Source organism: Blastococcus sp. SYSU D01042, assembly GCF_054050515.1.
Map to the genome: position 1 here is coordinate 406,551 of NZ_JBJGZM010000004.1, position 26,640 is coordinate 433,190.

At 75.6% G+C, this 26,640-nt stretch carries 21 protein-coding genes; 9 read left to right on the plus strand and 12 right to left on the minus strand.

What is annotated here, in order from left to right; translation table 11 throughout:
- The first annotated feature begins 22 nt into the window (after window positions 1-22).
- On the plus strand, window positions 23-673 hold the full coding sequence (locus ACI79H_RS10840; protein WP_456554388.1) for a TetR/AcrR family transcriptional regulator: 651 nt from the start codon (window positions 23-25) through the stop codon (window positions 671-673).
- Window positions 674-676: 3 nt separating this feature from the next.
- Here ACI79H_RS10840 and ACI79H_RS10845 read toward each other — a convergent pair whose 3' ends face one another.
- Window positions 677-1,189, minus strand: a complete 513-nt coding sequence (locus ACI79H_RS10845; protein WP_456554389.1) for a universal stress protein — start codon at window positions 1,187-1,189, stop codon at window positions 677-679.
- Window positions 1,190-1,294: 105 nt separating this feature from the next.
- On the minus strand, window positions 1,295-2,278 hold the full coding sequence (locus ACI79H_RS10850; RefSeq protein WP_456554390.1) for a DivIVA domain-containing protein: 984 nt from the start codon (window positions 2,276-2,278) through the stop codon (window positions 1,295-1,297).
- Window positions 2,279-2,501: 223 nt separating this feature from the next.
- Here ACI79H_RS10850 and ACI79H_RS10855 point away from each other — a divergent pair, with 223 nt between their 5' ends.
- A complete protein-coding gene (locus ACI79H_RS10855) occupies window positions 2,502-3,650 on the plus strand; it encodes an LLM class flavin-dependent oxidoreductase (protein ID WP_456554391.1) in 1,149 nt (382 codons plus the stop codon).
- Window positions 3,647-4,273: an FMN reductase gene (locus tag ACI79H_RS10860; RefSeq protein ID WP_456554392.1), complete on the plus strand. Its 627-nt coding sequence runs from the start codon at window positions 3,647-3,649 to the stop codon at window positions 4,271-4,273. The genes ACI79H_RS10855 and ACI79H_RS10860 overlap by 4 nt, the downstream gene beginning before the upstream one ends.
- Here ACI79H_RS10860 and ACI79H_RS10865 read toward each other — a convergent pair.
- From ACI79H_RS10865 to ACI79H_RS10895, 7 genes are all read right to left on the minus strand, one after another.
- Window positions 4,270-5,844 (minus strand): FMN-binding glutamate synthase family protein, encoded by a 1,575-nt coding sequence (locus tag ACI79H_RS10865; RefSeq protein WP_456554393.1) that lies wholly within the window; start codon window positions 5,842-5,844, stop codon window positions 4,270-4,272. The two genes, ACI79H_RS10860 and ACI79H_RS10865, sit on opposite strands and share 4 nt — an antisense overlap.
- A gap of 19 nt (window positions 5,845-5,863) precedes the next feature.
- Window positions 5,864-7,348 (minus strand): GntP family permease, encoded by a 1,485-nt coding sequence (locus tag ACI79H_RS10870; RefSeq protein WP_456554394.1) that lies wholly within the window; start codon window positions 7,346-7,348, stop codon window positions 5,864-5,866.
- A gap of 89 nt (window positions 7,349-7,437) precedes the next feature.
- Window positions 7,438-8,757 carry an MFS transporter gene (locus tag ACI79H_RS10875; protein ID WP_456554395.1) on the minus strand — a complete coding sequence of 440 codons (1,320 nt, stop codon included), beginning with the start codon at window positions 8,755-8,757 and terminating at the stop codon, window positions 7,438-7,440.
- A 75-nt stretch (window positions 8,758-8,832) separates the two neighbouring features.
- The gene (locus ACI79H_RS10880) at window positions 8,833-10,053 is read right to left on the minus strand and encodes a DUF4185 domain-containing protein (protein ID WP_456554396.1); all 1,221 of its coding nucleotides are present in this window, start codon (window positions 10,051-10,053) and stop codon (window positions 8,833-8,835) included.
- Between the two features lie 28 nt (window positions 10,054-10,081).
- Window positions 10,082-14,329: an alpha-(1->3)-arabinofuranosyltransferase domain-containing protein gene (locus tag ACI79H_RS10885; protein ID WP_456554397.1), complete on the minus strand. Its 4,248-nt coding sequence runs from the start codon at window positions 14,327-14,329 to the stop codon at window positions 10,082-10,084.
- A 12-nt stretch (window positions 14,330-14,341) separates the two neighbouring features.
- Window positions 14,342-15,286: a porin PorA family protein gene (locus ACI79H_RS10890; protein WP_456554398.1), complete on the minus strand. Its 945-nt coding sequence runs from the start codon at window positions 15,284-15,286 to the stop codon at window positions 14,342-14,344.
- Between the two features lie 97 nt (window positions 15,287-15,383).
- On the minus strand, window positions 15,384-16,112 hold the full coding sequence (locus ACI79H_RS10895; RefSeq protein WP_456554399.1) for a class I SAM-dependent methyltransferase: 729 nt from the start codon (window positions 16,110-16,112) through the stop codon (window positions 15,384-15,386).
- 73 nt (window positions 16,113-16,185) lie between these two features.
- On the opposite strand from ACI79H_RS10895, the gene ACI79H_RS10900 reads away from it, so the two are divergent.
- Entirely contained in the window at window positions 16,186-17,454 is a 1,269-nt protein-coding gene (locus ACI79H_RS10900) for a glycosyltransferase family 4 protein (RefSeq protein ID WP_456554400.1), read from the plus strand.
- Window positions 17,455-17,482: 28 nt separating this feature from the next.
- Window positions 17,483-18,796 carry a lipopolysaccharide biosynthesis protein gene (locus ACI79H_RS10905; protein WP_456554401.1) on the plus strand — a complete coding sequence of 438 codons (1,314 nt, stop codon included), beginning with the start codon at window positions 17,483-17,485 and terminating at the stop codon, window positions 18,794-18,796.
- Between the two features lie 47 nt (window positions 18,797-18,843).
- Here ACI79H_RS10905 and ACI79H_RS10910 read toward each other — a convergent pair whose 3' ends face one another.
- Window positions 18,844-19,575 carry a class I SAM-dependent methyltransferase gene (locus tag ACI79H_RS10910; protein ID WP_456554402.1) on the minus strand — a complete coding sequence of 244 codons (732 nt, stop codon included), beginning with the start codon at window positions 19,573-19,575 and terminating at the stop codon, window positions 18,844-18,846.
- A 262-nt stretch (window positions 19,576-19,837) separates the two neighbouring features.
- Between ACI79H_RS10910 and ACI79H_RS10915 the strand changes: the two genes are divergently transcribed.
- Window positions 19,838-20,239: a cupin domain-containing protein gene (locus ACI79H_RS10915; protein ID WP_456554403.1), complete on the plus strand. Its 402-nt coding sequence runs from the start codon at window positions 19,838-19,840 to the stop codon at window positions 20,237-20,239.
- A gap of 60 nt (window positions 20,240-20,299) precedes the next feature.
- Here ACI79H_RS10915 and ACI79H_RS10920 read toward each other — a convergent pair whose 3' ends face one another.
- Complete coding sequence (locus ACI79H_RS10920) at window positions 20,300-21,223, minus strand: universal stress protein (RefSeq protein ID WP_456554404.1); 924 nt, start codon at window positions 21,221-21,223, stop codon at window positions 20,300-20,302.
- A gap of 182 nt (window positions 21,224-21,405) precedes the next feature.
- Between ACI79H_RS10920 and ACI79H_RS10925 the strand changes: the two genes are divergently transcribed.
- The 3 genes from ACI79H_RS10925 to ACI79H_RS10935 are packed head-to-tail and all read left to right on the plus strand — an operon-like array spanning window position 21,406 to window position 25,936.
- A complete protein-coding gene (locus tag ACI79H_RS10925) occupies window positions 21,406-24,267 on the plus strand; it encodes an FAD-binding and (Fe-S)-binding domain-containing protein (RefSeq protein ID WP_456554405.1) in 2,862 nt (953 codons plus the stop codon).
- A gap of 14 nt (window positions 24,268-24,281) precedes the next feature.
- The gene (locus tag ACI79H_RS10930; RefSeq protein WP_456554406.1) at window positions 24,282-24,776 is read left to right on the plus strand and encodes a cation:proton antiporter regulatory subunit; all 495 of its coding nucleotides are present in this window, start codon (window positions 24,282-24,284) and stop codon (window positions 24,774-24,776) included.
- Window positions 24,777-24,781: 5 nt separating this feature from the next.
- Entirely contained in the window at window positions 24,782-25,936 is a 1,155-nt protein-coding gene (locus ACI79H_RS10935; protein ID WP_456554407.1) for a cation:proton antiporter, read from the plus strand.
- 6 nt (window positions 25,937-25,942) lie between these two features.
- Here ACI79H_RS10935 and ACI79H_RS10940 read toward each other — a convergent pair whose 3' ends face one another.
- Entirely contained in the window at window positions 25,943-26,563 is a 621-nt protein-coding gene (locus tag ACI79H_RS10940; RefSeq protein WP_456554408.1) for an SGNH/GDSL hydrolase family protein, read from the minus strand.
- Window positions 26,564-26,640: the final 77 nt, after the last annotated feature.

Consider the following 26,640-nt stretch of genomic DNA (forward strand, 5'->3'; position numbering starts at 1 on the left):
CGGCGCCGGTAGTGTCGCCGGCATGGCCGACAGCGCAGCACCGCTCCCGGTCGCCGGCCGCGGACGGCGGCCGGCGCGGGCCACGGGCGACGACCGGGAGCTCGCCATCCTGGCCACGGCCGAGCGGCTGCTGGCCGAGCGGTCGCTCGCGGCGATCTCGGTCGACGACCTGGCGCGGGGCGCGGGCATCTCGCGGCCGACGTTCTACTTCTACTTCCCGTCCAAGGACGCCGTCCTGCTGACGCTGCTCGACCGGGTGGTCGCCGAGGCCGACGCGACGATGAGCACCGTCTTCGACTCCCCCGCGCCCGACCTGCGGGAGGGCTGGCACCGGGTCATCTCGGCCTACCACGACACCTTCCGCAGCCACCGCGCGCTGACCGTCGCCTGGGCCGAGGCCCGTTCGACGAACGCCGAGGTGCGGGCGCTCTGGGCGGAGGTCGTGGAGCGCTGGGTGCAGCGCTGCGCCGCGGCCATCGAGGCCGAGCGGGCCCGCGGCGCGGCCCCGGCGGGGCCGGCCGCCCGCGACCTCGCCATCGCGCTCACCGCGATGAACGAGCAGGTCATCTACGCCTCGCTCAGCGGCGACGGCCCGGCCGTGGCCGACCGGGACGTCGTCCCCGTGCTGCTGGCGGTGTGGCTCGCCGCCGTCTACGGCGACGGGGCCCGCTGAATTTCAGACCTCGACGGCGGCGTTCTCGCCCGTGACCGCGTCCATGTCCCGGCCCGTGGCGCCGGTGCGGACGACGGTGACCGGGCAGGGTGCGTGGTGCACCAGCTTGTCGCTGACCGAGCCGAGCAGGAGGCCGGCGAAACCGCCCCGGCCGCGGGCGCCCATGACGACCAGGCTCGCGCCCTCGGCGGCCTGCATCATCGCCTGCTCGGCGGGGCGGTGGACGGCGTGGCAGGTGACCCGGACCTCGGGCGCCAGCCCGGCCGCCCGCACGTGCGCCTCCATCTCGTCGACGACCGCCTGCTCCCAGTCCGGCAGCGGCGGCACGTAACCCGGCGTCCAGGCCGCGGGCTGCGGCGCCGACGTGATGGACCAGCCGCGCACGACGTGCAGGTCGACGTCGGCGCGCGCCGCGAGCCTCCCCGCCCACACCAGCGCCTCCTGGGCGCACTTGGAACCGTCGTGCCCGACGACGATCCCGCCGTCGATCTGCACCGACTTCGCGACTTCGCTCACGGTTGACCTCCTGGGATCCGCGCCGGCCGGTGGGCCGCGCCACCGAAGACTCTCACCCCTGGACGAGCGAGGAGCCGCCGAGGTGCCCGCAGCGCGCCGGGAAGGTCAGGAGACGGCCGCGGGCCTGCGCAGGACCACCACCCCGTCGCCCGCGTCGCGCTGCTCCCCCGCCCCGACCAGGGCCGGGTCGTACTCCCGGCCCTCGACGGCCACGTTCGGCTCGACCGCACCGGTCGCCTCGTCGGTGCCGACCAGCGCGTCGGGCACCGTCGCGGCCACCGCCTGCAGCGCCTCACCGATCCGGCTGCTCAGGCCGCGCAGCGACTGGCGGGCCTGGTCGCGCTGGCGGCGGAGCTCCTCGACCTGGTCGGTGAGCTCGGCCAGCCGGGCCGCCGCCGCGGCGGCGGCCTGCTCGCGCTGCCGGGCCGCGTCGTCGTCCAGCCGGCGGCGCTCGTCGGCGGCCGCCGCGGCCAGCCGGTCGCGCTCGCGGGCGGCGTCGGCGGCCAGCGCGTCGCGCTCGGCCGCGGCCGCCCGGACGATCTCCGCGGCCTCGGCCCCCGCGCGGTCGAGCAGGGCCTGGGCCTCGGCGCTCTGCTTGCGCGCGTGGTCGCGCAGCTCGTCGGCCGCGCGCACGGCCGTCTCCTTGATCTCGTGTGCCTTGCGCAGCCGGGCGTCGGCCTCGCTGCGCGCCTCGGCCACGAGGTGCTCGGCCTCGCGGTGGCCCGCGTCGGTGATCGCCGCGGCCTCCTCGGCGGCCAGCTGCAGCATCTCCTCGACCCGCTCGGACACCGGGAAGACCACCCGGCCGCGGGGCGCGTCGGCGAGCAGCCGGCGGGAGATCTCCAGCTCGGCCGAGCAGGCCCCGAACCGGGCCAGCAGGTCGTCGACCTGCCGGCGCACCGTCCGCAGCTCGGACTCCGCCCACGAGACGTAGGTGTCGACCTCCATCGGGTCGTAGCCCCGGAGCTTGCTCCGGAAGACCGGCCCCGACCCCAGCACCTGGTCCAGGGGCCCGGTGAAGGCGGGCGCCTCGTCGTCCCCGCTCCGCTCCCCCGCGCTGCCGGCCCCGTACCCCTCGCGCACCGCCATCGCCGCCCCCTCGAGCTCGTATCGATCCGGACAGTGCCAGAACCGGGCACCCGGGGTGGGGCACCGTGACCGGACCGTGAACTGCCACGGGTGTGGTTCGGCAGGTCGTGGCGAGTCGGTCACGCAGCGGGGTCAGCCGGTACGCGGAGCTCGGGAATGCCGCGGGTACCCGTAGGGTTCCAGCGACCGGTAGTTGCACTCTCAACCAGCCCTGGGGGCGGTCATGCAGTTCGGCATCTTCTCCGTCAGCGACCTCACGCAGGACCCGACCACCGGCCGGACGCCCAGCGAGGCCGAGCGGATCAAGGCGATCCTGGCGATCGCGCGCAAGGCCGAGGAGGTCGGCCTGGACGTCTTCGCCCTCGGCGAGCACCACAACCCGCCGTTCTTCTCCTCCTCCCCCACCACCACGCTGGCGCACATCGCGGCGACGACCTCGACGCTCCAGCTGTCGACGGCGACGACGCTGATCACCACCAACGACCCGGTGAAGATCGCCGAGGACTACGCGATGCTCCAGCACCTGGCCGACGGCCGGGTCGACCTGATGATGGGCCGCGGCAACACCGGCCCGGTCTACCCGTGGTTCGGGCAGGACATCCGCAACGGCCTCGAGCTCGCCGTCGAGAACTACGCGCTGCTGCGCCGGCTCTGGACCGAGGACGTCGTCAACTGGCAGGGGAAGTTCCGCACCCCGCTGCAGGGCTTCACCTCGACCCCGCGCCCGCTCGACGGCGTCCCGCCGTTCGTGTGGCACGGCTCGATCCGCTCCCCGCAGATCGCCGAGCAGGCCGCGTACTACGGCGACGGCTTCTTCCACAACCACATCTTCTGGCCGCCGGAGCACACGCAGAAGATGGTCGAGTTCTACCGCAAGCGGTACGAGCACTACGGCCACGGCAGCGCCGACCAGGCGATCGTCGGCCTCGGCGGGCAGGTGTTCATGCGGAAGAACAGCCAGGACGCCGTCGCCGAGTTCCGGCCCTACTTCGACAACGCGCCGGTGTACGGGCACGGCCCCTCGCTGGAGGAGTTCTCGGCGCAGACGCCGCTGACCGTGGGCAGCCCGCAGCAGGTCATCGAGCGGACCCTCGGCTTCCGGGACTACGTCGGCGACTACCAGCGCCAGCTGTTCCTCATCGACCACGCCGGCCTGCCGCTGAAGACCGTGCTCGAGCAGCTGGACCTGCTCGGCGAGGAGGTCGTGCCGGTGCTGCGCCGCGAGTTCGCCGCCCTCAAGCCCGCGCACGTGCCGGACGCGCCCACCCACGCCTCGCGCGTGGCGGCGGCCGGCGGGAGCAAGGACGCCACCGTGCACGCCGGTGGCGACGACGTGACCGGTCAGGCCCGCGAGGAGGTCGAGGTCCGATGAGCACGCGCACCATCGCCGTCGTCAGCGCCGGGCTGAGCAACCCCAGCTCCACCCGGCTGCTGGCCGACCGGCTCACCGCGGCCACCGTGGCGGCCCTGCGCGAGCGCGGCATCACCGCGACCGTCGAGGTCGTCGAGCTGCGCGCGCACGCCCGTGACCTCGCCGACGACCTGCTCACCGGCTTCGCGAACGAGCCGCTGCAGGCCGCCGTCGACACGGTGACCGGTGCCGACGCCGTCATCGCGGTGACGCCGATCTTCTCGGCCTCCTACAGCGGGCTGTTCAAGACGTTCTTCGACGTCCTGGACAAGGACGCCCTGGTCGGCACCCCGGTGCTCATGGGTGCGACCGCGGGCACCGCCCGTCACTCGCTGGCCCTGGAGCACGCCCTGCGCCCGCTGTTCGCCTACCTGCGGGCGACCGTCGCCCCGACCGCGGTCTTCGCCGCCGCCGAGGACTGGGCCGGTGGCGGCGAGGGGCCCGGCAGCGGAGCGCTGGCCGACCGGGTCGAGCGCGCCGCCGGGGAGCTCGCCGACCTGGTGGCCGCCCGGCCGCCGGCCGCGCCGGTGGACCCGTTCGCCGACCCGACGACCTCCTTCGAGGACCTGCTGCGCGGCAGCTAGCCGACGGCGTCCTCCGACGGCGGGGCGCTGCCACCCTGGGGCGCCTCGCCGAGCATGATCCGGGCGATCTCCGCCCGGTCGGCGGCCGAGGGCATCCCCCACCCGGGCTCGTAGCCGTACACCTCGTGCAGCGGCTTCGACGCCGTCCGCCCGGTGAGCACCTCCACGGACCCGGCATCGATCAGCCCGGGGTGCTCGACGCCGCACGCCCCGGCGACCTTGACCAGGTCGCGGCGGACGGTCTGCACGTAGTTCGCGGCCCGCACCGACTTGCGCTCCGGGTCCAGCCCGCGGGCCAGCCAGGCGTTCTGCGTGGCCACGCCGGTGGGGCAGGTGTCGGTGTGGCACTTCTGCGCCTGGATGCAGCCGATGGCCAGCATGGCCTCGCGCGCGACGTGCACCAGGTCGCAGCCCAGCGCGAAGGCCACCACCGCGTTGTCGGGCAGGCCCAGCTTGCCGCCCCCGCCGAAGACGACCTGCTCGTGCAGGCCCTTGCGGGCGAAGGTGGCGTACACCCGTGCGAACCCGAGCTGGAAGGGCAGCGACACCGAGTCGGTGAAGATCAGCGGCGCCGCGCCGGTGCCGCCCTCTCCCCCGTCGATGGTCACGAAGTCGACGCCGCGGCCGCCGGCGGCCATCCGGTCGGTCAGCTCCTCCCAGAAGACCATGTCGCCGACGGCGGACTTGATCCCGACGGGCAGACCGGTCTCCGCGGCCAGCAGCTCGACCCAGTCCAGCAGGCTGTCGACGTCGGAGAACTCGGCGTGCCGGGACGGGCTGATGCAGTCCTGCCCCTCGGGCACGCCCCGGGTCGCGGCGATCTCGGCGGACACCTTCGCGGCCGGCAGCACCCCGCCCAGGCCCGGCTTGGCGCCCTGGCTCAGCTTGATCTCCAGGGCCCGCACCGGCGCCGACGCCACCAGGTCCTTCAGCCGCTGCAGGTCGAACCGGCCCTGCTCGTCGCGGCAGCCGAAGTACGCCGTCCCCAGCTGGAGGACCAGCTCCCCGCCGTGCCGGTGGTGCGGCGAGAGCCCGCCCTCGCCGGTGTTCTGCAGGCAGCCGGCCAGCGCGGCGCCGCGGTTGAGCGCCTCGACCGCCGCCCCGGACAGCGAGCCGAAGCTCATCCCGGAGATGTTGACGACCGACGCCGGCCGGAAGGCGTGCCGGCGCCCCCGGGCGGCGCCCAGCACCTTCGCGGCGGGCACGTCGGCTCCGTGCCCGGCGTGCACGTCGGTCGTGGGCACCGCCCGGCCGAAGGTCCGGTGGTTGATGACCGGGTAGCCGGCGGTGTACTCGAGGTCGTTGTCGGTGCCGAAGCCGAAGTAGTTGTTCTCGCCCTTCGCCGAGGCGTAGACCCAGCGGCGCTGGTCGCGGGTGAAGGGCCGCTCCTCGTTGTTGCCGGCGACCAGGTACTGCCGCAGCTCGGGTCCGATGGACTCCAGCAGGTACCGGGCGTGCCCGATCACCGGGAAGTTGCGCAGCAGCGTGTGCTCGCGCTGCAGGAGGTCGCGGGCGGCGACCGCGGCCAGCGCCGCGAGGCCCGCTCCGGCCGTGCGTCCTAGGCGTGACATGGCGGCTCCCTCGGCTCGGTCAGAGGAACAGGCTGAGCGCCCAGGCGAGGACGAAACCGATGGTGCCCAGCAACGTCTCCATGACCGTCCAGGTCTTCAGCGTCGTCTTCTCGTCCATCTTGAAGAACCGGCTGACCAGCCAGAAGCCCGAGTCGTTCACGTGCGAGAGCACCGTCGCCCCGGCGGCGATGGCGATGACCACGAGCGCCAGGTCGATGCTGGACAGGCCGTCGGTGGACTCCACGACGGGGGCGATCAGGCCCGCGGCGGTCGTGAGCGCCACCGTCGCCGAGCCCTGCGCCACCCGCAGCAGCACCGAGATCACGAACGCGGCGACGATGACCGGGAGGCCGATGTCACCGAGCACGTCCGCGAGCGCCTCCCCGATGCCGCTCGCCCGCAGCACGCCTCCGAACATGCCGCCCGCGCCGGTGATCAGGATGATCGCGCACACCGGTCCCAGCGCGCTGTTGACGACCGACTCGATCTCGGCGGCCGAGCTGCCCCGGTGCCGCCCGAGCACGATCATCGCGACGAGCACGGTGACGAGCAGCGCGACGGGGGTCGCCCCGATGAGCTGCGCCACCCGCACGACGGTCGACTCCTCGTCGACGGTGCCGTTGGTGGCCAGCGTGCTCATGCCGGTGTTCAGGAAGATCAGCACCAGGGGCAGGAGCAGCAACCCGATGACGGTGCCGAACGCCGGGGGGCCGGGGGTGCTCGCCTCGGTCGAGACCGCAGCCCCGCCGGACCGGGCGGAGGGCTCCGGCGACGTGCCGGCCACCGGCGTCGTGGCGCCCGTGCCGCCCGCCGGCGCGTCCCCGTCGGCCGGCTGGCCGTCGGAGAGGATGTCCGGGACGGGGACGTCGTACCGGCGCCCGGCCCAGAGCCCGAACAGGTAGGCGCCGAAGAACCAGGTCGGCAGGCCGACGAGCAACCCGAACACCAGCACCAGGCCGATGTCGGCCCCGATGAGCTCCGCGGCCGCGACCGGGCCCGGGTGCGGCGGCACGAAGGCGTGCATGACCGCGAAGGCCCCCGCGACCGGGAGACCGTAGGTGAGCAGCGATCCGCCGAGCCGCAGCGCCACGGTGAAGACGATGGGCAGGAACACGACCAGGCCCGCGTCGAAGAAGATGGGGAAGCCGAAGATCAGCGCGGCGACGCCGAGCGCGAGGGGCGCCCGCTGCTCCCCGAACCGGCGGATCAGCACGTCGGCGAGCACCTGCGCCCCGCCGCTGAACTCCAGCAGGCGGCCCAGCATCGCGCCCAGCCCGACCAGCAGCGCGACGCTGGCCAGCGTGCTGCCGAAGCCGGTGGTCAACGTCGTGACGACGTCCGCCAGCGGCACCTGCGCGGCCAGCGCCGTCAGCAGGCTGACCAGGATCAGCGCCAGGAAGGCGTGCAGCTTGAACCGGATGATCAGCAGGAGCAGCAGGAGGACCGCGCCCGCGGCGATCAGCAGCAGCGGCCCGGCGCCAAGCGTGGGCTCGACCTCGGTCACGGCACCTCCAGCGCTCCGGTGGTCCAGCGCTGCCGATCATGCTCGGCCCGGCGCCCTCCGGCGACCCGAGGCGTCCACGGGCGGCGGGCTCAGCGGTAGGCCGAGCCGCCGCGGATCCGGGCGCGGACGGCGGTGGCCAGCGGCGCGAGGACCACGCCGTCCCGGGCCAGCCGCGCGCGCAGCTCCCGCCGGTGGCGGACGACGCCGATGAGCCCGATCGTCCAGAACACGTACTGGACGGCGAACGCCGCCCGGAACGCGTCGAGGTCGTAGTCGGTGGAGCTGCCCGGCGTGAGCAGGTCCAGGACGGCGCCGATCGCCAGGATGGTGAGCAGCGAGGCGACGAAACCGCCCACGTTGACGACCCCGCTGGCGCTGCCCAGCCGCTCGGCCGGGTTCTCCGTGCGGGCGTAGTCGAAGCCGATCATCGAGCCCGGCCCGTTGGTGCCCAGGACGACGACCAGCGCGACCAGCAGCGGCAGCGGCGCGCGCCCGGGCCAGGCGAGCACGACGGTCCACGCGGTGGCCGTGGCGCCGAGGATCGAGAACACCAGCACCGACCGGCGCAGCGGCCAGCGGCCGCACAGCCGGCCGAGCAGCGGGCCCACGCCCATGCCGACGAGCACCAGCAGCGTGAGCAACCCCGCCGCGGTGCCGGGCGAGAGCCCCTGCCCCACCACGAGGAAGGGGTAGCCCCACAGCAGCGCGAAGACGGTGCCGGAGAACTGCGTGACCAGGTGGGTGTAGAGCCCGATCCGGGTGCCCGGCTCCTGCCAGGTGGCCCGCAGCGTGCCGCGGAGCTCGGCCAGCCCCACGGCCGGCCCCCGCACGGAGCCGCCGGGGGCGTCGCGCAGGGCGACCAGCACCAGGACCGCGACCAGCAGCCCGGTGGCGGCCGCCCCCAGGAACGTCGCCGTCCAGGAGGTGCTGTGCAGCAGCGCCACCAGCGGGTAGGCGGCCAGCACGGAGCCGAGCTGGCCGAGGATGCCGGTGAGCTGGGTGATCAGCGGGACCACCGGCCCGGCGAACCAGAACGACACCACCCGCAGCACGCTGATGAACGTCATCGCGTCGCCCGCGCCCACCAGCACGCGGGCCCCCACCGCGGTCGGGACGTCGGTGGCCAGGGCGAGCAGCAGCTGGCCGGCCGCCATCGTCACCGCGCCGGCCAGGATCAGCCGCCGCGAGCCGAACCTGTCCAGGGCCACCCCGACCGGGATCTGCAGCCCGGCGTAGACGGCGAGCTGGAGCACGAGGAACAGCGACACCGCCGACGCGCCGGCGGAGAACCGCTCCTGAGCGTCGACCGCGGCCACGCCGAGCGAGGAGCGGTGGAAGACCGCCACCACGTAGGAGAGCAGCGCCACGCCCCACACCGCGTAGGCGCGCGCGGGGGTCGGGGAGGTCACCCCTGTCCCGACACCGGACACGGCCCCGATCTTCCGGCGCGCGCCGTGACCTCGCTCACCGGGCCGGCCGGGCGGTCAGACGATCGGCACCTCGGCGAAGAGCACCCGGCCCACCTGCGGCCGGCTGAACAGCTCCTCGATGTCGTCGGTGTTGCGCGAGACCGTCACCAGCAGCGACCCGGACACGGTGGGGATGTCGGGGTGCGAGAGCGGGGTGTACTGCAGCTTCCGCTGGCCCTGGGGCAGGTCGTGGCCGTTCGGCGAGGCGAGCACGTCGACCGCCGTGCCCTCGAACTGCCCGGTGGGCGAATCGGCGGTCCACATGGTGATGGCGTCGGCCAGGTCGCCGCCGCGCTTGGAGATGATCACCCAGCGGTCACCGATCCTGTCCACCGACAGCGTCTGCGAGGTGCCGTTCACCGCGCCGATGATCGGCGCCGCCCGCGACTCGTCGGCCTGCCACTGGCTGCCGTCCCAGAACTCCCGGCCGCTCCAGTCCGCGGGAGCGCCCACCGGCACGCGGGAGACGTAGAGCTCGCGGCCGGTGACGTAGGCCTCCGCGGTGTACCGCGTGCCGTACAGGTACAGCCACTCGCCGTCGGGGGCGGCCGCGGCGCCCCAGTTGATCTGGTCGGGGTCGACGCTGTCCGGGGTGAGCTGCACGGTCCGGTCCAGCCGCGGGATGCCGTCCTCCCCCACGAGCAGCACGGCGGCCGAGGTGCCCCGGAAGAGGAAGTCCCACTGCCGCTCGCCGCGCTGGATGCGCGACTGGTAGATGACGACGACGTCGGTGACGCCGGGGCCGTCGGCCGGGGTGGGCTCCAGCCGCACCACCGACATCGGCCACAACGTCAGCCCGTCCGGGCCGCGGGGGAAGAACTCCCCGCCCTCGTCGGTGAGCAGCTGCGAGAAGCAGGTGCCCGAGGACAGGAACACCGAGTTGTCCACCAGCTGCGGCGTGAAGCCCTCCTCGCGGCCGGTGTCGCCCCAGGCCCAGAAGATGCGGCCGTCGCTGAGCCGGGCGGTGGCGCCGAGGTCGGCGGACTGCCACTCCGGGAAGTCGATGCGGCCCATCGCCGTGTTCATCTGCGCCGCGGTGACCGGCGTGGCCGGGTCCACGTCCGAGCAGTCCGGCTCCAGGCGGGCCGTGGCGGCGGCCGCCGAGGGCGGGGTCACCGCCAGCTCGACGTCCTGGTCGGCCGCGGCCGGGGCCTCCGGGGTCGGCGCCGACAGCCGGACGCACCCGGTCAGGACCAGGCACAGCACCGGCAGCAGGACGGCGGATCGACGCAGCACGTGGCCATGGTCCCTCATGAGCGCCACCTCACGGCGCAGCCGGCACCGGACCGGTGGGCTCGGCGGACGCGGACCGCCGGAGGCGGGGCCGCGGCAGCGTCGGCAGGACGCCGGCCACGGCTGCGGACAGCGCCACGACCGCCAGCACCTGGCCGGCCGTCCCGGCGCCGTCGACGTCGGCCACGAGCAGCAGCCCGGCCGTGAGCAGCGCGCCCCCGGCGACGGTCCCCAGCAGTGCGGCGGCGTGCCGCCCGGCCAGCTGGCCGAGCACCCACAGGCCGGCCACCGCGGCCAGCCCGACCACCCCGCCGACGAGCGCGGTGCCGAAGACGGCCGCCGTCACCACGAACGCCGCGGCCAGCGCCGCCGAGAGCCGGGGCAGCCGGGGCAGCCGGGGCAGCCGCAGCGGCCACCGCCGGGCGCCGGCGCGCACGGGGAGGACCGCCACGAGGACCAGCAGCAGCGCCGCCCCCAGGCCGACCGCGAGCGCGGTGCGGTAGTCCGGGCCGGGCGCGAACCGCAGCTCGACGGTGCCCGCCGCGCCGGCCGGGAGGATGTAGCCCTGCTGCCAGCCGTCGACGGTGACGACGGGGAGCCGCTCGCCGTCCAGGTGCGCCTCCCAGCCCGGGTTGGTGTTCTCCGGGATGACCAGGAGCTGCTCCTCGGCGCGCTCGCCGACCTCCACCGTGCGGTGCTCGGCCTCCCAGCGGCTGGTCTCCACCGCCGTGCGCACGCCCGGCCGGGTGTCCGCCGGGCTGCCCACGCGGAGCAGCGACACCGAGTCGATCGCCAGCGCGGCGCTGCTGCGGGCCAGCAGCCGGTGCTCGCCGCCCGGGATGCGCAGCGTCGGGTCGGTGTCGTCCTCGCAGACCTCGAGCGCCAGGGGCTGCATCGTCTGCAGCGCGCCGAGGGTCGTGCGGGCGCCGGTCTGCATGAGCGCCCCGTCGACCCGCACCTCCGGGCCCGCGCCGCACTCGACGACCACCGGCGTCGACGGCGCCACGACGGGGTTGGGCCCGCCGACCTCGAGCTCGCCGATGCCCACCCCGAGCTGCTGGTCCCACCGGGTCGCCGGGTCCAGCGACTCCACGTCGTCGGGCAGCTCGAACGTCACGCTGAGCCGGTCGGTGACCACCGGGGCGAACGCGACGGTGCCGTCGTCCGCGAGCCGCAGGGTGCGGGGCAGCCCGCCGGCGTCGATGGTGACCGCCGAGGGGGTCGCGGCGGCCGCGCCCGCGGCGGGGAGGACGCGCAGCGAGTCGACCGTGCGCGGCTCGGGGAAGGTGAGCTCCAGCGTCGGGCGGCGGTCGTCGCCTGCCGCCAGCCAAGCGGTGGCCGGGTCGCCGTCGACGGCCGCGGCGGCGCTGGCCCGCGGGTCTGTGACCGGCTCGCTGCTGCCCTCGACGGCCACGGTGCCGCGCACGGAGGTCAGCAGCTCGTCCAGCGCCTTTCCGGGACGCGCCACCGCCGTCGCGAACAGGTCGTAGTCGGTCCAGTCGCCGACGGTGAAGGTGCGGTCCAGCCAGACCGCCTCCTCCGAGCCGGTGACCAGCGGCGCTCCGCACAGCGGGGCGCCGTCGGCGCCGGTGACGCAGCCGGATCGGCCCCGGTCGGCGTCGAAGGTGTAGACGCTCGTCGGCCCGGCCGCGGGCGGGGTGACCGTCGAGCGGTGCACGTTGAACCCGGGCACCCGCACCTCGGCCAGCGCGAACGCCGGTGCGTCCGGGGCGTCGGGCGGCACGGTGGTGCTGATGGTGACCTGCGAGGTCAGCCCCGGGGGCAGCGTCACCGTCTGCTCCTCGCCGGTGTCCGCGACCGGGACCACGACCTCCCCGGCGTCGGTGGTCAGCCGGAGCTCCGCGGGCCGGGCCAGGCCGGGCTCGCCACCCAGGGACACGATGATGTCGCCGCCGGGGAACAGCCGGTCGGTGGTCAGCCGCCACCACTGCGGCTCGTCGTCCTGCCAGGGCGCCGGCCGCCACGCCGTCATCGGGTCGCCGTCGACGGCCGACCACGGCTGGGTGTCCAGCCGCGTGCCGTTGAAGCCGTCGGGGTCCGACGCCGAGCTCGAGGCCGACGGGGTGCCGCCGACGTAGCGGACGACGCTCTCCGACGAGGCGAGGTGCGGGATCACGTAGTCGCGCACCGGGGCGTCCAGCCGCAGCGGGTCGTCGAGGGTGAGGGCACCGGAGACCGCGTCGGCCAGCCGGCCGAAGGTGCGCTCCCGCCGGACGAGGGCGTCGGTGACCATCGTCGTCGTCAGGTAGGCGCCAGGGCTGCCGGCCATGAGCGTCGGGCGGTCGGTGACCACGCCGCGGTCCTCCAGCGGCAGCACCGCCTCGGGCCCGCCCTGCACGGTGACCACGGAGGACATCGGCGCCGTCCAGGCCCGGGGCGCCGGGTCGGCGACGGCGTAGACCTCGATGGCCGGCGCCGGCTCGTCCAGGCCCGCGTCGTAGACCGCCCCCTCGGCCGGGGCCTCAACCACGGTCCGCGGGCCGAAGGAGGTCAGCGGCGTGATCCCGGGCGACTCGCGCAGCGCCTCCCGCACGAGCACGGAGCGGGTGGCCCCGGTGGCGCCGGTGTCGATGTCGTTGCGCAGGACGAGGTGGGAGATGCCGGCCCGCGCCAGGTAGCGCGCCAGCCCGGCCGAGCCCTGTCCGCGCTCGAGCCGCTCCTCGACCGCGTCGAGCATGCGGATGTGGCCCTCGGGGGTCAGCGGGATCGCGTTGCGGACGTCCCACGGCGAGTCGGCCAGCCCCTGCAGGGGCTCATCGGTGGGCGTCCCCCACTCGTAGACCGGGAAGTTCGACCCGGGTACGAGCAGCGCGCGGCCCTCCGCCGCCTCGGTGGCCAGGAAGTCCGCCGTCTCCTGCCAGTAGCCCGGGACCTCGTCGAAGCCCCCCGGCGGCGCCAGGCGGCCGGCCAGCGCCGGGGAGACGCCGGCGACCAGCGCGGCGACGAGCACGACCAGCACGCCGCGCGAGGCGAGCGCGGCCGCCCTCCGCGCACGGCCGGTGCCTGCGCGGCCGCCCCGCGCGCGGTCCACCAGCACCGCGGCCACGTGGGCCAGTGCCAGCGCCAGCGGCAGGCGCAGGACGGGGTCGAACTTGTGCACGTTGCGCAGCGGCGCGAGCGGCCCGTCGAGGGCGTCGTGCAGGGCCTCGGCCCACAGCCCCTCGACCGACGCGAGGTGGCCGAGGGAGACCAGGCCCACGCCGGCCAGCGCGCCCAGCACCAGCCAGGTGCGCTCGGGCAGGTCGCGGCGGCACAGCGCGACCAGCCCGGCCGCGGCCAGCACGACGGTGCCCAGCACCGGCAGCGCGTGGTACGTCAGCGCCCAGCCGGCGGGCCAGTCCGGTCCGGCCGGGGAGGCCATGGTCGCGACCCAGTGCGAGGTCCCGCGGAGCACGCTGAGGACGTCGGTGGGGCCGGTCGTGGCCTGCGCGTTCTCGATGTAGAAGAGGAACGGCGGGCTGAACCGTCCCAGCAGGACCAGCGGGCCGGCCCACCAGGCCGCCGCCAGCCCGACGGCCACCCCCCACCAGAGGACGAGCTTCCGGCGGAAGGGCCCCCCGGGGCGGGTGAGCAGGTAGAGCGTGGCCAGCGGCAGGACGGCGGCGGTGGCGACCGCGTTGACCCCGCCGACGCAGAAGACGGCGAGCCCGGACAGCGCCGCCGCCCGGCGCGCGGAGCCGCGTTCCTCCGCGCCCACCAGCGGGACGATCACCCAGGGCGCCAGCGCCATCGGGATCAGCTCCGCCGACGTGGCGCCGATGACCGAGATCATGCGCGGCGCCAGCGCGTAGGCGATGCCGGCGACCAGCGCGGTCGCCGGGGTCCCGATCCGCAACCGGCGGGCCAGGACGACGACGCCCAGGAACGCCACGCTCATCAGCACGGCGAACCACAGCCGCTGCACCACCCAGGTGGGCAGGCCGGAGAGCTGCCCCAGCGCGAAGAACGGCCCCATCGGGAAGAAGTAGCCGTAGGCCTGGTTCTGCACCTGGCCGGCCGCTCCCTCGGGCTCCCAGAGCGTCAGGGCCCGGCCGAGGAAGGCCAGCGGGTCGACGGCGAGGTCGAGCTTGGTGTCGCCGACGATCCGCCCCGGCGACTGGAGCATCGCGAGGACGAGGAAGCCCGCGCACACCACGGCGAGCCGGTAGCGGGTCAGCAGCTCGAGCGCGCGGGGCCCCAGGGGTGCGCGCGGGGACCGCCGGTCGCCGTCCTCGGTCGAGGGCGGGGCGGGGGTCTCGCGGGTGGCCGTCGTCGCCATGGCGCGGCCGGCTCAGGCGGCCGGGACGGGCTCGCGCACGGGCTCGTCCTCCGCCGGATCGGGACGGGTGGCGCGGGCCCGGGCCAGCAGCAGCCCGCCGGCGAGCAGCAGGACCCCGCCGGTGCCCGCCGCCCCCCAGGTGACGGCGGTGCGCAGCAGCTCCCGGTCGGCACGGACGGCGCGGGCCACCGTGACGGCGTCGTCGACGCTCCCCGGGGAGGTGGTGAACGTCCCGGCGAGGAGGGTCGCCCCCTCGCTGCCGTCGGCGCCGCGCAGCACGGTCACCGGGCTCTCCTCCGCCTGCAGCACGACCCCGCTGACCGGCTCGACGAGCCAGGACCGCGTGGCGCTGTGCACGATCTCCGTCGCGGCGCCGCCGGCAACGGGGACCGAACCGACCACCTGTGCCGGCACCTCCTGCTCGAAGCGGTAGACCTGCAGGTCGCGGAAGCTCTCGGCGCCCGCGAAGCGCGCGGGGACCGCCTGCCGGGCCGCGGCGTCCCAGACAGGGTAGTCGCGCCGGCCGGTGCCGGCGGGGAACCGCACGGTCAGCCCCTGGACGTCGACGCGCTCGCCGTCGACCGACTCGGTGACGCAGTCCGCGGCCTCGGCGGTCCGGCGGTCGAGGCAGGCCACGGTGGTGGTGGTCGCGACCAGCGTCCCGTCCGCGGCGTCGGTGGTCTGCACGATCTCCCACACGGCGGTGTCGTCGTCGGCGTCCCCGGCGTCGTCGTCCCCGCGCACGGTCGTGGACACCGTGGCGCCCTCACCGGTGCGGGGTTCGAGGGAGACCGGGTCGAGGAAGGCGACTTGCTCGCCGGTCAGCTGCGTGGCGGACCGGGCCTCCAGCGGCAGGTCGGCCGGGAGCAGCGGGAGCCAGGTGCCGGCCGCGACCGCGGAGCCCGCCGTCAGGGCCCCGAGCCCGACCAGGGTCAACCCGACGATCCGCGCCCGCATGCAGCTCCTCTCGCCGCAGAAGGGACCGCGCGGCACAGCACCGCCGAGGGTACGGGAGACCGGGCCTCCGCCGGGGCCCGACGCCCCGGCGGATGCGTCAGGCCTTCCGGCGCAGGACCAGCACGAAGTTCCAGGTCGCGACCTCGCGCAGGCCCGGCACCCGCGCGACCCAGGCCGCCCACCACGGGTGGTAGCGCGGCAGCACGGCGAGCAGGTCGGCGTCGGGGCAGGAGCGCGCCCACCGCGCCGCTGCGCCGGCCGAGGTCGCGAAGAGCGACTCGCCGAACTTGTTCTTGGGCTCGGCGCCGGTGCGGCGGGCGAAACGGCGGCGCGCCCGGTGGCCGCCGAGGTAGTGCCACGGGGCGGTCTCGTGGCCTCCCCACGGGGAGAGCCAGGGGGTGAAGGAGAGGTAGACGATGCCCCCGGGCTTGGTCACCCGCACCATCTCGTCGGCCATCGTCCACGGGCGGCGGACGTGCTCCAGCACGTTGGACGAGTAGCAGACGTCCAGCACGCCGCTGCGGATCGGCAGCTCCTCACCGCTGCCCCGGAGCGTGCCGGGCTCGGCCTCGCCGCGGGCGGTCATCTCGCCGGCGTCCGGCTCGAGCCCCACGTAGGTGGCCCCGGCACCGCGGAAGGCGTCGGCGAAGTACCCGGCCCCGCCCCCGACGTCGAGCACGGTGGCCCCGTCGAGGTCGGCCCACCGCCGGAGTTGCGCCACCGAGTCGGCGGCGAGCACGCTGTAGAAGCCGTCGGGATCGTCCTGCTCGTGCAGGAAGGCCCGGAACAACGTGACCGACCGGGAAAGGGTGGCCGATCGGCTCATCTTTCTGACTCCATCGTGTCGTAGGACCCACAGCGGGTCGAAGAGGCCGCGTGGGTGCATTAGTGTGCCGCGGGTGTTGCAGCGAACGACTGACATCGACGTCCTGTTCGTGAACTGGCGTGATGTCAGCCACCCGGAGGGCGGCGGATCGGAACGGTACGTGCAGCGGATCGCCGAGGGTCTGGCTGCCGCCGGGCTCCGCGTGACCCTGCTCTGCGCCGAGCACGGTCGCGCTCCCCGCGAGGAGACGGTCAACGGCGTCCGCATCGTCCGCCGCGGCCACCGGCTCAGCGTCTACCCCCGGGCCCTGGCCTACGTCCGCCGGCACCAGCCGCGGCTGGTCGTGGACGTGCAGAACGGCATCCCCTTCTGCAGCACGCTCGCCACGCGCAACCCCGTCACCACCGTCGTGCACCACGTGCACAAGGAGCAGTGGCCGATGGTCTTCGGCCGCGTCGGCGGGCGCATCGGCTGGTGGCTGGAGTCCGTCGTCGCTCCCCGCGTCTACCGCCGGGTGCCCTACGTCACCATCTCCGAGGCCACCGGGCGGGAGATGAGCGGTCTGGGCATCGCCCCCGAGCGGATCACGCTGGTCCCGGTCGGCACCGAGCCCATCGTGCCTGTGCCGACGCCCCGGTCGACCACCCCCCGCCTGATCACGCTGGGCCGGCTGGTGCCGCACAAGCAGGTCGAGCACTCGCTGGAGATCCTCGCCCGGCTCAGCGACCGCTGGCCCGACCTGCAGCTCGCCGTCGTCGGCGAGGGCTGGTGGGAGGACTCGCTGCGCGCCGAGGCCGAGCGGCTCGGTGTGGCCGACCGCGTCGAGTTCACCGGCTTCCTCGACGAGACCGGCAAGCACGAGCAGCTCGCCGCCGCGTGGGTGTTCGTCTGCCCATCGGTCAAGGAGGGCTGGGGCATGGTGGTCGTCGAGGCCGGCGGCCACGGCGTGCCCACGGTCGGCTACCACTCCTCCGGCGGGCTGCAGGAGTCCGTGGTGGACGGGGTCAGCGGCGTCCTCGTCGACGACCTGGACCAGATGACCGAGGCCGTCGCCCACCTGCTGGAGGACGCCGACGCGCGCCGCGCCATGGGCGAGGCGGCGATCCGCCACGCGGCCACCTTCGAGTGGTCGGCCAGCGTCCGCACCTTCGCCGGTGTCCTGGCCCGGTCGGTCCGCGAGTCCTCGCGGCCCGGCGTGCAGGAGGAGGACGCCGACCTGCTCGCCCTGCTGCAGCGCATCGCGGAGGGCACCGAGTCCGTCCCGGAGCCGGCCGTCCCGCTCGAGGTGACCGCGGTCGGTGCAGCCCTGCGCCGCGAGCCCGCCCCCTCAGGCCTGACGTGAGCCGGGGCGGCGCCCGGCGTGCACCGCGGTGAGCGGCCCCCCGGGCCGCTCCCTGCGCGATGCCGGGACGACCGCCGTCGATCCGCTCCCCGCCCCCAGCACGGCGCAGCGCCGCCGGAAGGCCGCGGTGCCGGCCGCGCTGGTCTCGTTGGCGCTGCTGGGGGTCAACGGGCTGGCCTACGTGATGACCGTGGTGGCGGCCCGGGCGCTCGCCCCCGAGGCGTTCGGTGAGCTCGCCGCGCTGCTGGGCGTCATGTTCATCGGCGTCGTCCCGGCGACGGCGCTGCAGACCGCCGCGGCCCTGACCCTCGGCGCGAACCCAGCGGACCGGCCGGCGGTGATGGCCCGCCTGCACACCACCACGTGGGCCGGCGCCGCCGGCGTCGGCGTCCTCGGGCTGGCCTCCGTGGGGCCGCTGGTCACCCTGCTGCACCTGTCCGGCCCGTCGACCGTGCTCTGGCTGACCGCCGTGCTGGTGCCGCACACCCTGGTCGGCGGGTACGACGGGTTGCTGCAGGGCAACCGCCGCTACGGCCGGCTCGCCCTGGTCAACACCACCTTCGGCGTCCTCAAGTCCGGTGGCGGGATCACCGGCCTGATCGTGGGCGGGACGCCCGAGGCGGCGCTCGTCGGCATGGCGGCGGGGTGCGCGGCCAGCGCCGTCGTCGGCTGGTGGTTCAGCGGCCGACCCGGCTTCGCCGGCGGCATCCGCGGGCACGTCGTGGCGGCCGCCAAGGCCTCCGGCGCGCTGCTCGGCCTGGTGCTCATGGTCAACCTCGACCTGCTGCTGGCCCGCCACCACCTGCCGGCCGGACTGGCCGGCGAGTACGCGGTCGCCTCGATCTTCGCCAAGGTGGCCTTCTGGCTGCCGCAGGGCGTCAGCGTCGTCCTGCTGCCGCGGCTGGCGAACGCTCGCGGCCGGCGCCGCCTGCTGCCCGTCGCGGCCGCCCTGGTCGCGGTCGTCGGTGCCGTGCTCACCGCGGCCACCGCCGTGCTCGGCGCTCGCGCCCTCCCGCTGGTGGGCGGCGCGGAGTACGGCGACGCACTCGGCGGGGCGACCTGGGTGTTCGCCATGCTGGGCACGCTGTTCGCCCTGGCCCAGCTGCTGCTCTACTCCGGCATCGCCGCGTCCGACCGCATCGCCGCGGTCGCGGTCTGGTGCGCGGTGGCGCTCGAGGCGGCGGCCGTCGAGGCCTTGGCCGCCCGGGACGGGCTGACCGTCCTCACCATCGCGGGGATCGCCGTCGGGGCCAGCGTGCTGCTGGTGGGCACCGGGCTGCTGCGGCTGTGGCGCACGCACGCCCGCGAGGGCCTGGAACTGCGGGCGGCCGCCGCGCGGTGAGCCGGTCGGCCCACCGCGCGGCGGCGTCGATCAGGTGGTGCGGTGGTTCAGTACGGGTCGTACGGGGAGTCGTGCTTGAACACGACCTTGGCCACCGGGCGGAGCTTGAGCCGCAGCAGCACCTTGACCAGCACGTTGCGGATCCACCACGGCATCTCGGCCAGGATCCGCAGCCGGTCGGCCCGGCTCGGCTTCCCGACCCGGAACAGCGCCATGGACCCGGAGCGGCGCTCGTAGCGCAGGTCCTTGGCCGGCAGCACGTGCAGCAGCGTGCCGAGCGTGACGCCGATCGAGGAGAAGCAGTCGTGGACCAGGACCGGCGCGCCCTCGGGCAGGTGCACCCGCCACTTCAGGTCGTCGGAGTAGGTCCAGTAGTCGTGCTTGCCGTCGATGTAGAGCATCTGGAACGGGCGGTCCCACGACTTCCGGATCTCCGTGGAGTAGTCGCACACCAGCTCCACGGTGTCGTCGACCCCCGCCTCGGCGATGTGCGCCTCGAAGGAGTCGCGCGTCTTGCGACCGCCGAACAGCTTGCCGTCGATGAACGGGTCGACCGCGATGACGCGGCCCCGCTTCGCCTTCATCACGCGGCCGAGGACCACCGTCGAGCGGCCCTGGTGGGAGCCGATCTCGAGCACCGAGGAGCCGTCGGGCAGGCGACGGGCCTGCTCGTCGAGCAGCTCGGCCTGGCCCTTCGTCATCCACCCGGGGATCCGGTCCGCGACGGCCCACACCTCGTCGAACGTCTGGCCCGAGGGCGTCAGGGAAGAATCCGGCACCGTACCTCCATCACAGGGGTGTCACGATCGCGGGAACGGTACATGCACCGGGGGCCCGGAGCGGACATCGCCCGCGCTTTCCCACCCGTACGGTGCCACGACCCGCGGCCGGGCTCCGGCAGCGACCCGGCCGCCGGCCGGTACCCGATCCGGGGGAACCGAGGACTACTCGACGGGCGACGGGGGCAGGACCAGCGCAGTCGCCCGCCGGTCGTCCCGGCGGGCCGCACCCAGCTCACAGCCCAGACGAGAGGAGCGCCTCATGGCGGTCATCCACTACACGATCGAGACCGAGGCCGAGAAGAGCCCCGACTTCCGGCGCGTGCTCTGGACCGGCACGAAGACCCAGCTGGTGGTCATGACCATCCCCGCCGGTGGCGAGATCGGCGAGGAGGTGCACGAGGACATCGACCAGATCCTCACGTTCGTCAGCGGCACCGGGAAGGCGATCGTCGCCGGCTCCGAGAAGAACGTCGCCTCCGGTGACCTCGTCGTCGTCCCGGCCGGCAAGAAGCACAACTTCGTCAACACCGGCCCGAACCCCTTGATCCTCTACACCGTCTACGGCCCCCCGGAGCACGCCGACGGCGCGGTGCACAAGACCAAGGAGGAGGCCGACGAGCTCGAGGAGGCCGGCAAGGACGAGCCGCCGACGTCGGGCTGACTGTCCTGCCGGAGGGCCGCCGTCACCCGACGGCGGCCCTCCCGCCGCGTCCCGGGCCCGTCAGCCCTGCGAGGCGTGCCGCCCGCCCTCGCCCGCCTCGGGCACGACCATGACCGGGCACCGGCCGGCGAGCACGCAGTGCAGCGCCACCGAGCCCATGAGCAGCCCGCGCACCGCGCCCTGCCCGTGCCCGCCGACGACGAGCAGCCGGGCGCCGGCGGCCGCCGCCACCAGCACCTCCCCCGCCGCACCCTCGGCGCACTCCACGCGCACCGGGACGCCCTCGGGGAGCCGGGCCTGCGCCACCTGCCGGCCGGCCGCCACCCGCACGTCCTCGGCCAGCTGCTCCGGCGGCGGCAGGACCACCTCGTAAGCGTCGCTCCAGTAGCTGGCCGCCGAGTACGCGGCCACGGCCACCACCTCCGCGCCCAGCAGCTGCGCCTCGCGGGCCGCCTGCTCCAGCGCCCTCCCCGACGCCGCCGAGCCGTCCAGCCCGACGACCACCCGGGGCAGCGCCGGCGGGTCGGGCTCGTCCGCGCCCGGGTGGACGACGACCACCGGGACCCGCGCGTGCGTCACGCAGCTCAGCGCGACCGAGCCCAGCACGAGGCTGCGCACGGCTCCGCGCCCGCGGCTGCCCACGACGAGCCGGCCGGCGTCCTCCGACGCCGCGAGCAGCACCGGCGCCGGGGCACCGGCCACGGCGATGACGTCGACCGGGACCCCGGTCCGGCCGGTGGCGGTGCGCACCTCCTCGACCTGGGTGCGGGCGCGGGCCTCCGTGTCGGCGCGCACCGCCTCGAGCTGGCCCTCGTCCAGCACGAGCGGGTCGGCCACGAACAGCTGCACCGGGAAGGTGCTCACCACCTCGAGACGCGTCCCGCGCCGGGCGGCGTCCTCCACCGCCCACCGCAGCGCCGCGCGGGCGCCGGGCGAGCCGTCCACGCCCACGACGGACCGCTGCGCGTCCCCCTGCTCGGTCACGACCTCTCCTCCCTGTCGAGGCCCCCGCTGCGGCCAGGCTCCCGGCAAGCCGTCCGGCGTGCAAGGGTCGCCGGCCGGGGTGTCACCGGCGGCCCCGCCGTGGCGCCGGAGCAGGCAACTAGCCTGGCGACCGGCGCGGACCGCGCCGCACTCCCCCGCCCCCGGACCGACGGAGACCACCGATGACCGCGACCGCACCGGTGACCGCCGGGACGGACGCGCCCGGCCTGCTGGACGCGCTGCGCCGCGCCGGGCTCGGCGACGTCGACGACTCCGGGCTGGCGCGCGCGCTCTACTCCTCGGACGCCTCCCTGTACCGGGTGCTCCCCCGTGCGGTCGTGCGTCCCCGCGACGTGGACGAGGTGCTCGCGACCCTCGCGGTCTGCCGCGAGCTGGGCGTGCCGCTGACCGCGCGCGGCGCCGGCACCTCCATCGCCGGCAACGCCGTGGGGCCGGGCGTCGTGCTCGACACGAGCCGGTACCTCAACCGGGTCACCGCGATCGACCCGGACGCGCGGACGGCGGTGGTCGAGCCGGGGCTGGTCCAGGCGGCGCTGCAGGCCGCGGCGCGCCCGCACGGCCTGCGGTTCGGCCCCGACCCGAGCACGCACAACCGGTGCACGGTCGGCGGGATGATCGGCAACAACGCCTGCGGCTCGCGGGCCCTGGGCTACGGGCGGACGTCGGACAACGTCGTCGGCCTCGACGTCGTCACCGGCGGCGGCACCCGGCTGGCGCTGGGGCCGGGCACGCGGCCGGTGGACGGCGTGCTCGCCGACCTGCACCGGCTCGTCGCGGGCGACCTGGCGCTCATCCGCACCGAGTTCGGCCGCTTCGGCCGCCAGGTGTCGGGCTACTCGCTCGAGCACCTGCTCCCTGAGCGCGGCTTCGACGTCGCCCGCGCGCTGGTCGGCAGCGAGGGGACCCTGGGCCTGGTGCTCGGCGCCACCGTGCGGCTGGTCACCGACGCGCCGTTCCGCGGCCTCGTGGTGCTGGGCTACGCCTCCATGTCGGAGGCGGCCGACGCCACGCCGGCCCTGCTGCCCCACGAGCCCACGGCGGTCGAGGGCCTCGACGAGCGGATCGTGCAGCGGCTGCGCGACGTGCCCGCCGCCGTCGTCCCCGACCTCCCCCGCGGCGCCGGCTGGCTGATCGTCGAGCTGACCGGCGACAGCATCGCCGAGGTGGAGAGCAAGGCCCGCGGCGTGCTGACCGACGCCGGCGCCGTCGACTCGATGGTGGTCACCGACACGGCGCACGCCGCCGCCATCTGGCGCATCCGGGAGGACGGCGCCGGGCTGGCCAACCGCACCTCCGACGGGCGGCCCGCGCACGCGGGCTGGGAGGACGCCGCCGTCCCGGTGGAGCGGCTCGGCGAGTACCTGCGCGGCTTCGACGCACTGCTCGACGGCCACGGCCTCCAGGGGGTGCCCTACGGGCACTTCGGCGACGGCTGCCTGCACGTGCGGATCGACTTCCCCTTCGGCGCCGACGGCGGAGCGGACCGGGGGCGGTCGCGCTACCGCGCCTTCGTGGAGGACGCCGCGCGGCTGGTCGCCGGCTACGGCGGATCGCTGTCCGGTGAGCACGGCGACGGGCGCGCCCGCAGCGAGCTGCTGCCGCTCATGTACCCCCCCGCGGTCATCGACCTCTTCGCGCGGGTCAAGGCGGTGCTCGACCCCGACGACCTGCTCAACCCCGGCGTGCTGGTCCGCCCCGCCGCACTCGACGACGCCGTCCGCATGGCCGCCGCGCCGGTCGTGGACCGCGGCACCCGCTCCTCGCTGGCGCTGGCCTACCGGCACGACGGCGGCGACTTCTCCGCCGCGGTGCACCGCTGCACCGGCGTCGGCAAGTGCCGGGCGGACCTGCAGGCCTCCGGCGGGGTGATGTGCCCCTCGTGGCCGGCGACCCGCGAGGAGAAGGACAGCACGCGCGGTCGCGCCCGCGTGCTGCAGGAGATGCTGGCGCCCGGGGGCCCGGTGCGGAACTGGCGCTCCCCCGAGGTGCACGACGCGCTGGACCTCTGCCTGTCCTGCAAGGGCTGCTCGTCGGACTGCCCGACCGGCGTGGACATGGCCTCCTACAAGTCCGAGGTCCTGCACCAGTCCTACCGCCGCCGGCTGCGCCCCCGCCCGCACTACACCCTCGGCCGGCTGCCGCGGTGGGCCGACCTCGCCGCCCGCGCGCCGCGGCTGGTCAACGCCTTCCTCGGCTCGCGGGTGGGCGGCCGGCTGGCCAAGTGGGGCGCCGGCATGGACCAGCGCCGCGAGGTGCCGCCGTTCGCCCGGCGCACCTTCCGGCAGCAGTGGGACGCGCGGCCGGTGCCCGCCGGAGACGGCCCGCCGGTGGCGCTGTGGGTGGACTCGTTCACCGACCACTTCGACCCGGCCGTGGCGATGGCCGCCGCCGAGGTCCTGGAATCGGCGGGCTACCGCGTCCAGGTGCCCGGCGCGGACACCTGCTGCGGGCTCACCTGGATCACCACCGGCCAGCTCGACGCGGCCCGGCGCATCCTCGGGCACACCGTCGCCGAGCTGGCGCCCGTCGTCGCCGCCGGCATCCCGGTCGTCGGCGTGGAGCCCTCGTGCACCGCCGTGCTGCGCGCCGAGGCGCTCGAGGTCGTCGGCGGCCCCGCCGCCGAGGCGGTCGCGGCCGGCACGCGCACCCTGGCCGAGCAGCTGGCCGCCACGCCGGGATGGGAACCGCCCTCGCTGGCCGGTCTCCGGGTCGTCGCGCAGCCGCACTGCCACCACGCCTCGGTGCTCGGCTGGTCGCCCGACGCCGCGCTTCTGCAGCGGGCCGGTGCCGACGTCACCCGGCTCGGCGGCTGCTGCGGCCTGGCCGGCAACTGGGGCGTCGAGCAGGGCCACCACGACGTCTCGGTGACGATCGCCGGCCAGCAGCTGCTGCCGGCCGTCGCCGAGCTGCCGGAGGACGCCGTCGTCCTCGCCGACGGGTTCTCCTGCCGCACCCAGCTCGACCAGCTCGCCGGCCGGCAGGGCCTGCACCTGGCCCAGCTGCTGGCGGGGCGGGCCGGCTGAGCAGGTCTGCCACCATGGCGCTCGTGGAGCTCGAGGAGACACTGCTGCCCGGCGTCGGGGTGCGCTACGAGCTGCGGTGCAGCTCGGGTCAGGTGCTCGGCATCGTCGTCCAGCGCGAGGGCGGCGCCGAGATGGCCGTCTACGACCGCCGGGATCCCGACCGGGCGGAGGCCGTGGTGCGGCTGAGCGCCGAGGAGGCCGACGCCGTCGCCGAGGTGCTCGGTGCGCCACGGCTGACGCAGCGGTTCGCCGACCTCTCCAAGGAGGTCCCCGGCCTGGAGTCCGGTCGGCTGACGGTCGCTCCCGGGTCACCGTTCGCCGGCCGGCCGCTCGGTGAGACCCGGGCCCGCACCCTGACCGGGGCCTCGATCGTGGCCGTCGTCCGTGGCACCGACGTCGTGCCCTCGCCGGGGCCCGACCAGGTGCTCGAGGCCGGCGACGTGCTGGTCGCGATCGGCTCCGCGGCGGGGCTGAGCCAGTTGAACCGGCGGCTGTCCGGCCAGGAGTAGCCGGCGTGGAGCACGTCGCCGCGCTGCTGATCGAGCTGGGACTGCTGTTCCTCGGGCTGTCCCTGCTGGGTGTCCTCGCCCGGCGGCTCGGCCTGTCCCCCGTCCCCTTCGTGCTGGTGGCGGCCCTGGCCCTCGGCGAGGGTGGGCTGGTACCGCTGGACACCGCGGAGCCCTTCCTCACCGCGGCCGCCGAGATCGGCGTGGTCCTCCTCCTGCTCACCCTGGGGCTGGAGTTCTCCGCGACCGAGCTGTTCGCCTCGTTCCGGCGGCACGCACCCTCGGGCGTGGTCGACCTGGTGCTCAACGCACCGCCGGGGTTCGCGGCCGGGCTCCTGGTGGGTCTGCCCTGGCAGGGTGCGCTGGCCCTGGCCGGGGTCACCTACATCTCCTCGTCGGGCATCGTCGCCCGGCTCCTGGGTGACCTCGGCCGGCTGGCGAACCGCGAGACGCCCGCCGTCCTCGCCGTCCTCGTGCTGGAGGACCTCGCGATGGCGCTCTTCCTCCCCCTCCTCGTCGTCGCCCTGGCCGGGGAGGGCCCGACCGCGGCCGTCGCGGGCATCGGCCTGGCGGTCGGAGCGGTGGTCGTGGTGCTGCTGGTGGCCCAGCGGCACGGTCACCGGCTGGGCCGCCTGCTGACGCACCGCGACGACGAGCAGGTGCTGCTCCGCATGGTCGGTGTGACCCTGCTGGTCGCGGGGGCCGCGCAGGCGCTGGGCGCCTCGGCGGCGGTCGGCGCGTTCCTGGTCGGTCTGGCCCTCCCCGCCACCTTCGCGGAACGGGCTCGGGCCATCCTGGGCCCGCTGCGCGACCTGTTCGCCGCGCTGTTCTTCGTCGCCTTCGGCTTCGCGACCGACCCCGGGGCGATCCTGCCCGTCCTCCCCGCCGCGCTGGCCCTGGCCGCGGTCACCACCGCGACCAAGCTCGGCACCGGCTGGTTCGCCGCGAAGCGCGACGGGGTCGCGGTGCCCGGTCGGCTCCGGGCCGGCACCGCCCTGGTGGCGCGCGGCGAGTTCTCCATCGTCATCGCCGGCCTCGCGGTCACCGCCGGGGTGACGGAGGTCGGCCCGATCGCCACCGCCTACGTGCTCGTCCTCGCCGTCGCCGGCCCCGTCCTCACCCGGTTCGCCGATGCCGTGCCGCTCCGGCGACCGCCCATATGAGCTCAGTCAGGCAGCGGCAGCATCCCGGCGGACCCGGGCGGCGGAGAGCACCGCCGGTGCGAGCGCCGCAGCGATGCGCGCGTAGCCGGCGGACGAGGGGTGGAACCGGTCCGCGGCGAACAGGGCGGGATCGGCGCCGAACGCCCGGTTGACGTCGGCGACCGCGGCGAGCGACGCGCCGGCCGCGGACGCCACGGCGGCCTGCCGCTGCTGCAGCTGGGCGCAGGCCGCGCGCACGAGCGGGCGGAAGGCCGGTGGCACCCACGGCACGCTGGACATGTCCGGCGCCGGGACGAGGACGACGTCCGTACCGCCGGCGCGCAGGGTGGTCAGCGCCGCGTCGAGCGAGGCGGCGGCCTGCTCGGGCGGGACGAAGCGGACCAGGTCGTTCGCGCCGATGACGACCACCGCGAGGTCGGCGGCCAGCGGAGCGGCGCCGCGGACCTGGCGCGGGAGGTCGGCCGAGACCGCGCCCGGGACCGCCCGCACGTGCAGGTCGACGTCGAAGCCGTCGTCGGCGAGCGCAGCCGTCAGCCGCCGGCCGAGGGTGTCGTCGGGGTGCCGCGCGCCGGTGCCGTACGCGATGGAGTCGCCGAGGACGAGGAGGCGGAGGACGGGACGGGCCACGAGGGGAGCAACGCCGTCCGTGGCCCGCCGATTTCCGCCGCTCGGTGCAGCGGGGCCGGGCAGCCCACGGCTGCCCG